The organism is Mycobacterium sp. (assembly GCF_032159775.1).
GTDB lineage: Bacteria > Actinomycetota > Actinomycetes > Mycobacteriales > Mycobacteriaceae > Mycobacterium.
Genome location: NZ_JAVHWK010000106.1, coordinates 45,645 through 60,392, shown reverse-complemented (window position 1 = coordinate 60,392; position 14,748 = coordinate 45,645). Strand labels below are relative to the sequence as shown.

General features: G+C 66.1%; 9 protein-coding genes. 3 read left to right on the top strand and 6 right to left on the bottom strand.

The genetic code is table 11. The features are described 5' to 3' along the window. Window positions 1-15 precede the first annotated feature (15 nt). The 3 genes from QOJ24_RS11960 to QOJ24_RS11950 form a co-directional block, all read right to left on the bottom strand. Window positions 16-3,870 carry an EAL domain-containing protein gene (locus tag QOJ24_RS11960; protein ID WP_526261366.1) on the bottom strand — a complete coding sequence of 1,285 codons (3,855 nt, stop codon included), beginning with the start codon at window positions 3,868-3,870 and terminating at the stop codon, window positions 16-18. Between the two features lie 109 nt (window positions 3,871-3,979). Further along, window positions 3,980-6,991 (bottom strand): UPF0182 family membrane protein, encoded by a 3,012-nt coding sequence (locus QOJ24_RS11955; protein ID WP_526261364.1) that lies wholly within the window; start codon window positions 6,989-6,991, stop codon window positions 3,980-3,982. A 79-nt stretch (window positions 6,992-7,070) separates the two neighbouring features. Then, window positions 7,071-8,093 (bottom strand): YlbL family protein, encoded by a 1,023-nt coding sequence (locus QOJ24_RS11950; RefSeq protein ID WP_526261362.1) that lies wholly within the window; start codon window positions 8,091-8,093, stop codon window positions 7,071-7,073. Window positions 8,094-8,186: 93 nt separating this feature from the next. Here QOJ24_RS11950 and QOJ24_RS11945 point away from each other — a divergent pair, with 93 nt between their 5' ends. Genes QOJ24_RS11945 through QOJ24_RS11935 form a run of 3 tightly spaced genes read left to right on the top strand, consistent with a single transcriptional unit; the run spans window position 8,187 to window position 11,792 of the window. Then, on the top strand, window positions 8,187-9,545 hold the full coding sequence (locus tag QOJ24_RS11945) for a zinc-dependent metalloprotease (protein WP_526261360.1): 1,359 nt from the start codon (window positions 8,187-8,189) through the stop codon (window positions 9,543-9,545). A gap of 56 nt (window positions 9,546-9,601) precedes the next feature. Beyond that, window positions 9,602-10,465 carry a bacteriocin biosynthesis cyclodehydratase domain-containing protein gene (locus QOJ24_RS11940; RefSeq protein ID WP_526261358.1) on the top strand — a complete coding sequence of 288 codons (864 nt, stop codon included), beginning with the start codon at window positions 9,602-9,604 and terminating at the stop codon, window positions 10,463-10,465. Beyond that, on the top strand, window positions 10,458-11,792 hold the full coding sequence (locus tag QOJ24_RS11935) for a macrolide-binding ATPase MABP-1 (protein WP_526261356.1): 1,335 nt from the start codon (window positions 10,458-10,460) through the stop codon (window positions 11,790-11,792). The genes QOJ24_RS11940 and QOJ24_RS11935 overlap by 8 nt, the downstream gene beginning before the upstream one ends. Window positions 11,793-11,808: 16 nt before the next feature. Here the strand turns inward: QOJ24_RS11935 and QOJ24_RS11930 are convergent, their stop codons facing one another. From QOJ24_RS11930 to QOJ24_RS11920, 3 genes are all read right to left on the bottom strand, one after another. Next, window positions 11,809-12,117 (bottom strand): WhiB family transcriptional regulator, encoded by a 309-nt coding sequence (locus QOJ24_RS11930; RefSeq protein WP_526261354.1) that lies wholly within the window; start codon window positions 12,115-12,117, stop codon window positions 11,809-11,811. Between the two features lie 143 nt (window positions 12,118-12,260). After that, complete coding sequence (locus QOJ24_RS11925; RefSeq protein WP_526261352.1) at window positions 12,261-12,434, bottom strand: hypothetical protein; 174 nt, start codon at window positions 12,432-12,434, stop codon at window positions 12,261-12,263. Between the two features lie 102 nt (window positions 12,435-12,536). Next, a complete protein-coding gene (locus tag QOJ24_RS11920) occupies window positions 12,537-14,669 on the bottom strand; it encodes a UvrD-helicase domain-containing protein (RefSeq protein ID WP_526261350.1) in 2,133 nt (710 codons plus the stop codon). Between the last annotated feature and the right edge of the window lie 79 nt (window positions 14,670-14,748).

The following is a 14,748-nucleotide window of genomic DNA, read 5'->3' as shown; positions in this document are numbered from 1 at the left end:
CGGGTGAACGCAACGTTACCGAAGGTCAGGGTGCAGAGCCAAATCGCTGAGGGAGAGCTGGGGTGTGCAGCGTCCGATCCAGGCGAGCAGTTCCTCGGCGGGCAGCGGCGGCGTGTGTACGTAGCCCTGGGTGATATTGCAGCCGTATCGGCGCAGCGCCTGCAGGGTGGCTTCGTCCTCGACGCCTTCGGCGACCAGGTCCGCCCCCAGGCTGTGCGCCAGCGCCACCGTCGACCGCACGATGGCGATCGACCGCGGGTCTTCAGCCAGCCGCGAAACGAACACCCGATCGAGCTTGAGCTCGTCGACCGACAGATCCTGCAGCCGGGCCAACGACGACCAGCCGGTGCCGTAGTCGTCGAGGGAGATCCGCACCCCGAGGCGTCGCAGGGCATAGACGGTGTTGCGGAACCGAGTCGAGTCGTTGGCGAAAGTGCCCTCGGTGATCTCCAGAATCAAGGCTTCTGGCGGCACCGCGTGAGTCGTCAGCAGCCGATCGATGGTGTCGACCAGATCGAGGTCCAGCAGGTTGGCCACCGACAAGTTCACCGCGACGGTCATCCGGACGCCGTCTTCGTACCAGGATCGCACCTGGCCGAGCGCCAGGTTGACCACGCAGTTGGCGATCTGACGCATCAATCCTGCCCGTTCGGCGGCGGGCAGGAACTTCTCTGGAAGGAGCAGACCCCGACTCGGGTGGTGCCACCGCAGCAGTGCCTCGACGCTGTGCACGCGGCCGTCCTCGGCGCGGATCTTGGGCTGGTAGTGACATGTCAGCTCGCCGTTGGAAAGTGCTGTGCGCAACTCCTCCATGAGGTAGTTGTCGTTGTCCTTCTCCAACCGCACCTTGCCCGGATCGTGCACGACGATCTTCGTCGGCCCGGCCTTAGCATGCGGCAGCGTCGTCTCGACGCAGTTCAACAGGTCGTTGGGATGCTCACAATGGTCGGGGCACAACGCAATCGAGATGCTCGCTTCGACCTGCAGGGTGATCGGGTCCAGTTCGAACGGAGCGTGCAACGCCTCGAGCATCGCGCCCGCCCGCGCCCGCGCCGTGGTGATGTCGACGTTGTCGGCGAACAGGATGGCGAACTCGTCACCACCCGTTCGGGCGATCACATCACCGGGCCGGACCGCCCGGGACAATCGCTTCGCGATGCGATTCAGCAGCTGGTCGCCGACATGTCGTCCTGCGAAATAGTTGATCTCCCTGAACTGGTCGATGTCGAGCAGAAGGAGCGCGCGGCTCGACCGGGTCCGGAACAACGCCGACGACTCGTCGATGGACACGGCCGTCAATGTCGTCGCCAGCGACATCCGGTTGGGCAGCCCGGTCAACCCGTCGGTCATCGACTGGCGGTGTGCTTCTGCCGTGGCACTGACATCGCGGAAGGTGACGGCGAACCGCCAGGCGACGGCGATCAAGGTCAGCGCCGCCAGTGCCACTGCGACTCGGGTGTGGTTGGCCAGCACCGCCACGGCCAACGCGATTCCACCGCAGACGACGGCCGGAATATAGGCTGCCAGACCGGGTCTCGGACGGGGGCCCAGACCTGACGTCGGCAGCCAACCCGCGACGGCGATGAGGAGCGAGGCGGCTGGCCAGCAGGCGTCGATCCAGGTGCCCTCCAGATAGGTGCCTGCCGATGTCTGGAACAGGTAGACGGTGTCGGCTATCGCGAACGCCATGAAACCGGCGACGAGAAAGCCCCATCGCAGTTCGGCGCGCCAGCCGAGGATGGGCAGCATTCCCGCGGTCAAGGCCAACAACAACAGGTCACCTACGGGATAGGCGAGGCCGACGAACACCGTCGCGGGTTCGCCCTGCATCGCCGCGTTGATCGGACCTGTCGCAACCGCCGCGGCGACCGCTCCCAGCGTCAGGCCGCAGATCAGCGCATCGAGCCGGAACGCGGTCGGAACGCGCATCAGCCGCTCGCGCATCAGCAGGACGATGCCCGCGTAGACCAACGGATAGAACGCGAGGTACAGCGGATCGGCGATCGACGGCACCTGACCTTCGGTAACCCAGGCGGCATAGACCACATCACCTGCCGCCGAGCTCGCCATGCCGGCACCGATGAGCAGGCACGGCCAGCGCTCGGTGCGGACAAGGAACGCGCGGTAGAACACGAACGCCGCCGCCCCGATGTTCAGCGCCGTATACAAGAAGCTGTCGAGCACCACGATGCGACCCGCATGGTCACGCAACAGGGTCGAAGCCGTGAACACCAAGACGCCAAGCGTCAGGACACCGAGCCCCGTGCAGATCGCGCGTGACGGCCATCCGCCGCCTCGAGCCGATTCCTTGTCGGCCTCGCGTCCGCCACCCGGCCGGGGTTGCGCCACGCCGACGGTGAGTGACGTCGAATCCCGTTGTTCCACAGGGTCTTCGGTGAGCTGCTGCAGTTCCCACGGAACCGGAAGATCGGGCACGAAACTGCGTACGCACCCTCCGCCGTCCCGTTTCGCCGCATACATCGCCAGGTCGGCGTTCAGCAGGAGATCGTCCGATGTCTGCACCGACTTGGTGGCGGCGACCGTCAGCCCGACGCTCGGCCGAACCGTCTGCGGGACGCCGCCGACGATGATCGGCGTGCTGAACGCATCGAGCACGCTGTTCGAGGCCCCCAACGCGTCGATGTGCCCTTCGTGCAGCGCTGCGAATTCATCGCCACCGAGACGCGCGACCGTCCACGTGACACCGAGCATGCTCGTCAAGCGACCCGCGACCCGAATCAGCAGCTCGTCGCCCGCCGGGTGGCCCAGCGCATCGTTGACGGCCTTGAAGTTGTCGAGATCGAGGCACAGCACCGCCACCGGTTCGCCGCTGCGGCGGCGCCGCGCCATCGCGCGGTCCAGCCGGTCGAGAAAGTTCGCGCGGTTCGCCAGGCCGGTCAGGTTGTCGTGAAACGCCTCGCGGGCGACCTCGGCGAGCAGGCGTTGGTTCTCCAGGAGCACGAAGAACTGCCGCAGCAGAACTGTGACAACCAGAATGCCCTCCGCGACCAGCAGCGCTCGATGGCCGCGATGGCCCCATTCGAATGCGATCACCGCGGTCCCGGCCGCCAGCAGCGGCAGATACGGCAGCCACACCCGGACGCCGGGCTGCAGGTTCATCGCCGACGGTTCGACGGGCCGCTCGTCGATACTGAACAGCGCCGCAAACGCCAACATGCCGAACCCCGCGGCGCGAACGACGTCGACCAGGCCGCCGTCGTGGTAGCCCCCGATCCCAGCCAGGTAGACGCTTGCGATGTCCGCAATCTGGATAGTGGTGATACCCGCCGCAAGGACGGTGACGCTCACCCGGGCAAGCGGCCGCGCCCACACCAGGATCGCGGTGGTCATCAGAACCACGTCGACTGTGATGTGCAGGACGGTCACACCGGGCGCTGCGTCGGGCAGGTTCCTCAGCACGCACACCCACGAGACGACGAACAACGACGCCGCCACGATGAGGCCGTCGAGCACGATCCGCCTGCGTGGCGCCTTGTCGAGATCTCCCATCAGCAGCAGACACGCATAGGCCGCTAGAGGAAACACCATCAGAACGCCTTGTGTCAGCGACGGGTGATACAGATGGCCGTCGACCCGGACCTCTTCGAAGAAGCGGACGACCATGGCCACGGCCCACGCCGAGAGCGCGGCGACGAGCGCGAGCCAGCCGTACCGGAGGCGACCCGTTGCCGAGCGGGCGGCCATGGCGGCACAGCCCACCGCGAAGACAAGGCACACCAGGTAGGCGATCTCGTCGAGCGACTTGGTCTGGTAGCTGCCCTCCCACGACAGCAGCGCCCAGACGGCCATCAGCGCCGAAGCGCCGCAGAAGACCGCCGCCGCGAGCCAGCCCAACCGACCCAATTGCACGAACCGACGGGACGCGGCTCGCGCCCAGTTAGTCACCCTCGCCCCGAGATGAAAATCGCCGATAAGCGATTTTGCCCCGAAATGGCGCTAGTAGCAAACGTCGGTTGCGTTACTTGGTCGTGTCGTACTTCTGCATTGCATCATCCAGGCGCTGCAACGCTGTGCCGAACTCGGCGAAATCACCGCTTTGCTGTGCTGTTCGCAGCTCACCCAGCGCAGATTGCACGTCCTGTAGGGCCGCGGCCTTCGCGGGAGACAATTGGGTGGGCCCGCCCGGCCTCGGCACGGCCGCAATGGGCGTAGGCACCTCCGGTGGCGTGCCCTCCTGGTTGCCTGGTTGCGCCGCGGGCTGACCATCCGCCTGCGGAGTCGCGGCAGGTCGGCCGCTCGCCGGGTTGGCCGGGGCCGGACCGGTTGCGGTGGCGTCGGCGCCCGGCCCGAACAGCTCGGTGAGCGCGTCACGCACCGTCGGCCCGTAGCCGACCCTGTCCTCGTACATCATCGCGACACGGATCAACCGCGGATACGACGACGCCGCGTCGCTGGCGCCTGGTGAGGCGTAGACCGGTTCGACGTAGAGCAGTCCACCCTCGGCCACCGGCAGCGTCAACAGGTTGCCCCATCGGATCCGGTTCTGGTTGTCGCGGCCGATGACGCCGAGGTCCTGGCTGACCGCGGTGTCCGTGGTGATGGCGTTGTTGGCCAGCTTCGGACCGTTGACCTGGCCGGGAATCGTCAGGACGGTGATCTTTCCGTACGTGTCGGGATCCGAGCTGGCGCTGATGTAGGCGGCAAGGAAGTCACGTTGGAACCGGTTCATCGCGCTGGTCAACTGGAACGACGCCGACTTGTCGTTCTTCGCAAGGTCTTTGGCGACGATGTAGTACGGCGGCTGGTAACTGCTGGCCGTCGGGTTCGGGTCCTGCGGCACGTTCCAGAAGTCCGACGTCGAGAAGAACGTCACCGGGTCGTTGACGTGATATTTGGCCAGCAGAGCACGCTGGACCTTGAACAGGTCCTCGGGATAGCGCAGGTGGCTCTGCAACTCGGGTGTGATGTCGCTCTTCGGATGGACCACACCGGGGAAGATCTTCATCCACGCCTGCAGCACCGGATCCGATTCGTCCTGTGCGTACAACGTCACTTTGCCGTCGTAGGCGTCGACCGTGGCCTTCACCGAGTTGCGGATGTAGGACACCTGCTTGTCCGGCGCGAGCCGGTTGAACGCCACCTCGGTGGAGTCGGCGGTGACGCTCGATAGAGACGTCAACTCCGAATACGGGTAGTTGTCCAATGTCGTATATCCGTCGACGATCCAGACCATCCGCTTGTTGACGATCGCGGGATACACGCTGGTGTCGGCGGTCAACCACGGTGCCACCGCCTTAACCCGCTCGGATGGGTCCCGGTTGAACAGGATCCGGCTATCCGGCCCGATCGGGCTGGGGAACACCAGCTTCCGCTCGGAGAACTTCGCCGCGAAGACGGCGCGGTTCAGCCAGTTGCCGATCGGAACCCCACCCTTGCCGCTGTAGGTGTAGTTCTTCGTTTCGGTGTTGGTCTCGTAGTCGTATTCGCGGTCGTTGCCGCTTTTTCCGACAATGGCGTAGTCGTCGGACGTGCCGGCGATGACCGGACCGAAGTAGACGCGCGGCTGCTCCAGTGGCGCGGGCCCCGGCGAGACGACACTGCCGTTGGCGCCGACGACACTCGCCAGGAACTCCGGATAACCGCCGTTCTGGTTGGGATCGTTGGCGACCCCGCGCACCGTGTTGGCTGGCGACGCGATGAAGCCGTTGCCGTGGGTGTAGACGAAATGTCGGTTGATCCAGTCACGCTGGTTGTCGATCAGCCGATCGGGGTTGAGCTCACGGGCCGCGACGACATAGTCACGCAGATTTCCGTCGGGACCGTTGTACCGGTCGATGGACAGCTGATCGGGGAAGTAGTAGAAGTTCTTGCTCTGCTGGAACTGCGTGAACGCGGGGCTGACGATCGTGGGGTCCAACAGCCGGATGTTCGACGTCGTCGCACGGTCGGCCGCCACCTGCTGGGCGGTGGCAGGCGCGTTACCGGGATAGTCGCGATAGGTGACCGTCTTGTCGGTCAAGCCGTAGGCGTCCCTCGTCGACGTGATGCTTCGGCTGATGTACTCGCTTTCCTTTTGTGCGGCATTGGGTTTGACGCTGATCTGTTCGACTACCAGCGGCCAGCCCGCGCCGACGATCAACGACGACAACAGCAGCAGGACGACGCCGATCGCGGGAATTCGAAGGTCGCGCAGCACAATCGCGGAAAACACCGCCACCGCGCAGATCAACGCGATCGCCAGCAGGATCAGCTTGGCGGGCAGCACGGCGTTGATGTCGGTGTAGCCGGCGCCGGTGAACGGCTTACCGCTGCGCGTGTTCGACAGCAGCGCGTAGCGATCGAACCAGTATGCAATCGCCTTGAGCAGCACCAGCGTTCCGACCAGGCTGATCAACTGGATGCGGGCAGACCGGCTCAGCGCACCGGTCCGACCCGAGAGCCGGATACCGCCGAACAGGTAGTGGCCCAACAGGTTGGCGATCAACGCGAGGAAGACCGCGACGAAGAGATAGCCCAGCACCATTTGGTAGAAGGGCAGCTGAAAGGCGTAGAAGCCGAGGTCCATGCCGAACTGCGGATCCTTGATCCCGAAGTCGCCGCCGTGCAGGAACAGCTGGATCCGCTCCCAGTAGGTCTGGGCCACGATGCCTGCGAAGAAGCCGATGACCGCCGGGATGCCGATCCCCACCAACTTCAGTCGCGACATCACCGCGGTGCGGTACCGCGCGACCGGGTCGTTGGGTCCCGTTGTCGGAACGAAAACGGGACGCGTGCGATACGACAGCGCCAGCGCTCCGAAGACGATGGACCCGACGAGCGCCCACACCACGAGGAAGACGACGAGCTTGGTGACCAACTGCGTGGTGAAGACCGAGCGATAGCCCAACTCGCCGAACCACAACCAATCGACGTAGGCGTCGACGAGGCGGGGCCCGATCAGCAACAGCAAAACGACCGCCAGGGCGACCGTGATCAGAATTCGGCTACGTCGCGTCAGCTTCGGCATCTTGGCCGCGGGCCGCATACCCACTCGTCAACTCCCGGTCTTTGCCCATGCACGTCTTGATTGACGTGCCCCAACTCTACGCATCGGTTTCACGCGGCCCCGGTCAACAACGTGGCGCTTCGCCACCGGCAGAAAGCGCCTTGAGCGCATCGACCGCGTCCCCGAGCTTCTCGACCTTGACCAGATCCACGCCGTCCTCGTTCGCCGACTTGGCCTCTTCGCAGTTGGCGGCGGGGACCAGAAACACGGTCGCACCGTCCTCGCGGGCGGCCAGGATCTTGTGGGTGATGCCGCCGATGGCGCCGACCTTGCCGTCGGCGTCGATGGTTCCGGTGCCCGCGACGAACTTGGACCCGGTCAGATCACCGGTGGTCAGCTTGTCGATCACGGCCAGGCTGAAGACGAGGCCGGCCGACGGCCCCCCGACATTGGCCAGGTTGAACTTGATGGTGAACGGTGCCCACGGGGCATAGTCGACGGAGATGCCGAGGACCCCCTGCTTCTTGTCCGGCGCGGAGCCCAGCTTGATGGTGGTGACGCCCGGCGCCGCGTTCTTCCTTCGGAAGTCGAGCACCGCCTCGTCGCCCGGCTTTGTCTTGGCCAGCAGCGACTGAAACTGCTTCGAGTCGGTGACCAAGGTGCCGTTGACAGCGTCGATCGCGTCGCCCTCTTGGAGCTTGCCCGCCGCCGCGCCGTCCTTTTTGACCGTTGCGACCGTGACCGCGGGCGCGTACTTCAAATAGCCGAGCGCGGCGTATTCGGCGTTGTTCTCGGAATTCTTGAACTGCTGATTGTTGGCCTCGTTGATCTCGTCCTTGGATTTGTCCGGCGGGTAGACCAGATCGCGCGGCACCAACTGCTCACGACCCGACATCCACAGGGTTAACGCCTCGCCGAGCGAGAGTTGGTCGCGCTGGGACACGGTGGTCATGTTGAGGTTTCCGGTCGTCGGGTGCACTTTGGTGCCCTCGATGTCGACGACTTCCTTGCCGTCGACCTCGCCGAGGGTGGGAAACGTCGGGCCGGGGCCCAGCGAGACGTACGGCACCGTCGCCAAGGCCAGCAGCAGACCGAAGGCGAAGATCGGCACTATTGCCACCAGCAGTGTAGAAATCCGCCTGTTCACGCCAGCAACAGTAGACGGCGCGCGGTTCGGGGTTCACTCAGAGCGTGACGGTGCGGCCAACACGACGCTGCCATGGTGAGTACCGTTGTGGACATGTCTGACCTGCCCTTCGGCTTTTCGCCCGAAGACGACCCTGAGCGCGACAAGCGCAAAAAGGATCCCGATTCGGGGTCCGGCTCGGGCCCTGGGGGCGACCCGTTCGGCTTCGGCGGCGGTGAATTCGACATGTCGGCGCTCGGTCAGATCTTCAGCCGCCTCGGCGACATGTTCAGCGGCGCAGGCAACGTGATGGGCGGTGGGCAGCAGTCCGGCCCAGTGAACTACGACCTCGCCCGCCAGCTGGCATCCAGCTCGATCGGCTTCGCCGCACCCATTCCGGAAAAGACCAGCGCGGCGATCGGCGACGCCGTGCGCCTCGCCGAAACCTGGTTGGACGGGGTGACCGCGCTGCCCGCAGGCACCACCAAGGCCGTCGCCTGGACGCCCAACGACTGGGTCGACAACACGCTCGAGCGCTGGAAACGCCTGTGTGACCCGGTGGCGGAACAGATTTCGACGGTGTGGGCGTCGGCGCTGCCGGAGGAGGCCAGGGCCATGGCGGGCCCGCTGCTGTCGATGATGACGCAGATGGGTGGCATGGCGTTCGGTTCGCAGCTCGGGCAGGCGCTGGGCAAGCTGAGCAGCGAAGTGCTCACCTCCACCGACATCGGTCTGCCGCTGGGCCCCAAGGGCATCGCCGCGCTGATGCCCGATGCCATCGAGTCGCTCTCCGAAGGGCTGGAGCAGCCGCGCAGCGAGATCATGACGTTCCTGGCCGCGCGCGAGGCCGCCCACCATCGTTTGTTCAGCCATGTGCCGTGGCTGGCCAGCCAGCTGATGAACGCCGTGGAAGCCTTCGCCAAGGGCATGAAGATCGATATGAGCGGCATCGAAGAGTTCGCGGCCGGGTTCAACCCGGCATCGCTGACCGACCCGTCGCAAATGGAGGAACTGCTCAATCAGGGCATCTTCGAGCCGAAGGCCACCCCCGAGCAGACGGCGGCGCTGGAACGGCTCGAGACGATGCTGGCGCTGATCGAAGGCTGGGTGCAGACCGTGGTGAACGACGCGCTGGGTGAGCGGATCCCCGGCGCCTCCGCGCTGAGCGAGACGCTGCGCCGCCGTCGGGCGACTGGTGGTCCGGCCGAGCAGACCTTCGCCACCCTCGTCGGCCTCGAACTGCGTCCCCGGAAGCTGCGGGAGGCCGCCGCGCTGTGGGAGAAGTTGACGCAGGCCGCCGGTGTCGACGCACGCGACGCCGTGTGGCAGCACCCGGACCTGATGCCGTCATCGGGCGACCTTGACGAGCCCGCCGGCTTCATCGACCGCATCATCGGGGGTGACACCAGCTTCGATGAGGCCATCGCCGATCTCGACAAGGGCGAAGGTGATAAGGAGAACGAGAAGGACTGAGCCGCGCGCCTGTGGATAACTCCGGGCGGCGATCGCCTGCGTGGCAGAGTCGGTCCATGACGCGCTACGCGCTCAATCCGGCCACACCGGTGTTGTCCCGGCCCGACGGAGTGGTCCAGGTGGGCTGGGATCCCCGGCGCGCACTGCTGATTCGTCCGCCGGCCGGGATGACCACCGCGGCGCTCGGCCACCTGCTGCGGGCCCTGCAATGCGGCGCCACCCTCGCCGATGTCCAGGGCGGCAGCGACGGCGTCGACGCGACCGCGATCGCCGACCTCGTCGCCGGACTGGTCGACGCGGGAGTGGTGAAGGCGATGCCGCGGCCCCGCACACGCTCGGCCTCGATCCGCATCCACGGCCGCGGTCCGCTTTCGGACTTGCTGACCAGCGCGCTGCGCTGCTCGGGCGCCCGAATCAAGAACAGTAACCAGCCGCACGCCGCGGTCACCGCGGAGACCACCGACCTTGTGGTGCTTTCGGATTCACTTGTCGCAGATCCGCGGATGCTGCGGGACCTGCACGCCGCCCGGATCCCGCACCTTGCGGTGCGGGTGCGCGACGGCGCCGGTCTGGTCGGGCCGCTGGTGGTGCCGTCCGTGACCAGCTGCCTGAGGTGCGCGGACCTGCATCGCAGTGACAAGGATGCGGGCTGGCCCGTCGTCGCCGCCCAGCTCCGCGACACCGTCGGCAACGCCGACCGGGCGACCGTGCTTGCCACCGCGGCGCTGGCGCTCAACCAGGTCGACCGCGTCATCGCGGCGGTCCGCGACGGCGTGCGCATCGCCGACATCGACCGCGCACCGCATCCGCCGTCGACGTTGAACACCACGCTGGAGTTCGACATCAGCACCGGGTCGACCCTGGCACGCCGGTGGGCGCGGCATCCGCGGTGCACTCAGTGCTCCGGCCGTCATGGATGATGGACTGGTGAGCGACATCAAACGCGGCGGCGCAGCACGCAACGCCAAGCTTGCGGGCCTTGGCGCCGGCATGGCGGGACGCGCGGCGCTCGGATTCGGCAAGCGGCTTACCGGCAAGTCCAGGGACGACGTCAACGCCGAGCTGATGGACAAGGCGGCCCAGCAGCTGTTCACCGTTCTCGGCGAGCTCAAGGGCGGCGCGATGAAGGTTGGTCAGGCGCTCTCGGTGATGGAGGCCGCCATCCCCGAGCAGTACGGCAAGCCCTACCGCGAGGCGCTCACCAAGCTGCAGCGCGAAGCCCCGCCACTGCCCGCTCCCAAAGTGCACCGCGTGCTCGACGGTCAGCTGGGAACGAAGTGGCGAGAACGGTTCTCGTCGTTCGAAGACACCCCGGTCGCATCGGCAAGCATCGGCCAGGTGCACAAAGCGGTCTGGTCCGACGGCCGCCCAGTCGCGGTCAAGATCCAGTACCCGGGCGCCGACGAGGCGCTGCGCGCCGACCTGAAAACCATGCAGCGGATGGTCAGGGTGCTTAAGCAGCTCTCCCCCGGCGCCGATGTGCAGGGCGTGGTCGACGAGCTGATCGAGCGCACCGAGATGGAGCTCGACTACCGGCTGGAGGCCGACAACCAGCGCGCGTTCGCGAAAGCCTATGCGGGACATCCGCATTTCATCGTCCCGCACATTGTGGCCAGTGCGCCCAAGGTGGTGATCCAGGAATGGATCGAGGGCATCCCGATGTCGGTGATCATCCGCGAGGGCACACAGGAGCAGCGCGATCTGATGGGCACCCGGCTCTTCGAGCTCACCCACGACGCGCCGCGCCGGCTGGAGATGATGCACGGCGACGCACACCCGGGGAACTTCATGCTGATGCCCGACGACAAGATGGGCGTCATCGACTTCGGCGCCGTCGCGCCGCTGCCGGGTGGGCTGCCCGTCGAGTTGGGCCTGATGCTGCGATACGCGCTGAACAAGGACTACGACCATCTACTGCCGACGATGGAGCAGGGCGGGTTCATCCAGAAGGGTGAGCAGGTTTCGGTTCGCGAAATCGACGAGATGCTGCGCCAGTACGTCGAGCCGGTCGAGGTCGAGGTGTTTCACTACAACCGCAAGTGGTTGCAGCGGATGACCGCATTGAACATGGACAAGGCGGCGGGCCAGATTAAGGCCGCGCGACAGATGGACATTCCGGTCAAGCTGGCGATTCCGATGCGGGTGATCGCGTCGATCGTCGCAATCTCCTGTCAGCTCGACGCCCACGTGCCAGTCAGATCCATTGCGGCCGAACTAGTTCCGGGTTTCGCCGAAGAAGCGGCTTAGCCGGAAGCCGGCGGCCTCATGCGGCCGCCGGCTCCTCGGTCTTGCGTGGACGCCCACGCGGACGCTTGCGCGCGACGATCGTGCCGCGTTCGAGGATCTCCCCGCCCCAAACGCCCCACGGCTCACCACGGTCCAGCGCCGCTGCCAGGCACTCCCGTCGAATCGGGCAATCTGTGCACAGTGCCTTGGCACGCTCCAGATCGACGGGGCTTTCCGCGAACCACAAGTCGGGATTTCCGACATGACATGGCACGTCCGGCAGCGTCCTCTTTCGGCATGTATCAAGCCCGATGCTCTTCGCGCAAGCGCTCATCGTTGCCGACATGGCTCTATTCACCTGCTTCCTGGTCCTAGATCTTTTTCGTTTCTTTCGGATCTGTGACCAGGTTTTCGGGTGGTGTCCCAAAAACTATGGCCACGGATCCGGTGATTTCGGGTCCGTGGCCATTTGGCGCTTTCGAGGGCTTTCTAGATGTGGCCCCGATTCACGGACGCGACAATCGCGGTGGCGGTACGCGGCTTGCGCGGCGTAATCGCAGCAGCGGCGGCGGCGTGCGCCGCGGCAGCGTCTGCAGCGATGACATGGAGGGTCCGCGCCATGCCGGCTACGCCAACGCTGGAAAACGCATTGATGTTCGTCATGATTGCAGCAACCCTCCTCTCGCCCGCTCGAATGATCTTGAGGCTAAGCGTAGCAGCCGTTTTGCACAACCAATTTTCTGACCTGCGCATTTGGCACGATTTTTACGGGGATTGGCGGCCCTTGACCAAGGCGAGCACGTCCGGCCCGAACTGCTCCAGCTTGCGCGCGCCGATGCCGGGTATCGCGACCAGCGCGGCCTCGTCGGTCGGCAGCGTCTCGGCGATCGCAATAAGCGTGTTGTCGGTGAACACCACATACGCGGGCACGCCCATGTCCTTGGAGGTGCGCAGTCGCCAGTCCTTGAGGTCGGCGAGCAGTTTCTCGTCGATGTCGGACGGGCAGGCCTCGCAGCGGCGCAGCATGACGGCCGCAGGTGTGGTCAGAGCGTTGTTGCAGACGCGGCAGCGCGGAGTCGGGCCGCGAGCCTTTCTCGGCTTGCCCGGGTTGTCGGTCTGCGAGTTCGGTGCGATGCCGTTGAGAAAGCGCGACGGTCGCCGCCCCTGCCTGCCGCCGGGATTGCGGGCCAGTGCCCAGCTGAGCGCCAAATGCACTCGCGCCCTGGTGACCCCGACGTAGAGCAGCCGTCGTTCTTCCTCGACGGCCTCGCTGTCCTGGCCGTGCGACAAAGCGTGCGAGATGGGCAGGGTGCCGTCAGCGAGGCCAACGAGGAAAACGGCATCCCACTCCAAACCCTTGGCCGCATGCAACGAGGCCAAGGTGACGCCCTGCACGACAGGTGGATGCCGAGCGTCGGCGCGCTGCCGCAGCTCGGTGAGCGACGCACGCAGGTCGAGCGAAGGCCGTTGCGCCACTTCGTCTTCGACGAGTTCGACTAGTGCCGTCAGCGCCTCCCACCGTTCCCTTGCCTTGGTGCCCGACGGCGGTTCGGCCGTCAGTCCCAGCGGCTCGAGCAGTCCGCGCACCAACGCGGGCAGTACGACGCCCGACGCGTCGGCGCCGCGCTCGGCCGCGCGCTGCATCGCCAGCAGGGCCTGCCGGACTTCCTGGCGACTGAAGAAACCCTCCCCGCCGCGCACCTGGAACGCGATGCCCGCTTCGGTCAACGCCTCCTCATATACCTCCGATTGGGCGTTGATCCGATACAGCACAGCGATTTCCGATGCCGGGGTGCCGTTCTCGATGAGGCGCGCGATCTTCTTCGCGACCGCCGCCGCCTCGGCGACCTCGTCGGGATGCTCGGCGAACGACGGCTTCGGCCCCGGGTCACGCTGGCCGATCAAGTGCAGCTTGCTGCCGGCCACCCGGCCCCTGGCGGCGGCGATCACCTGGTTGGCCAGAGACACCACCTGTGGCGTCGACCGGTAGTCGCGTTCGAGCCGCACCACGGCGGCGTCGGGAAAGCGCCGCGAGAAGTTCAGCAGGTACTGCGGGGTGGCGCCGGTGAACGAATAGATGGTCTGGTTGGCATCACCGACCACCGTCAGGTCGTCGCGCTCGCCGAGCCAAGCGTTGAGCACCCGCTGTTGCAGCGGGGTGACGTCCTGGTATTCGTCGACGACGAAGCAGCGGTAGCGATCACGGAACTCCTCGGCCACCGCCGCGTCGTTCTCTATCGCGGCGGCCGTATGCAGCAGAAGGTCGTCGAAGTCGAGAAGCGCCGTGCCGTCACTGCGCGCCTTCAGCGTTTCGTAGCCCGCGTACACCCCGGCCACCTTCGCCGCGTCGAGCGGAATGTCGCGGCCCACCTTGGCGACGGCGGCCGCATAGTCCTCCGGGCTGATCAGCGATGCCTTGGCCCATTCGATCTCGCCCGCCAGGTCGCGCACGTCGTCGGTGCTGGCCTGCAATCCGGCCCGGCTGGCGGCCTGGGCGACAACGGAGAACTTGCTGTCCATCAGCTGCCAGCCGGTGTCACCGACCACCCTCGGCCAGAAGTACTGCAGCTGGCGACGTCCCGCGGCGTGAAACGTCATCGCCTGCACCGAGCCGGTACCGGATCCGTCGTCCAGCGCGCGCAGCCGGCTACGCATTTCGCCGGCTGCGCGCTGGGTGAACGTCACTGCCAACACCTGGCTCGCGGCCACATGTCCCGCCGTCACCAACTGTGCGATACGCCGGGTGATCGTCCTGGTCTTGCCGGTGCCCGCGCCGGCGAGGACGCACACCGGACCACGCGGGGCCAGCACCGCCTCGCGCTGCTCGTCGTCGAGCTCATCGAGGTGTGAGGCCGGATCCAATTCGCTGCCCGCGTGCGCGGGAGCATCGACCGACATGGGCTACATCATGGCAGGGCTCACCGACAATGCGGGGACGGTGAGCCGCGTGGGGTGAGTTTGGGCATTTTTACCGGGC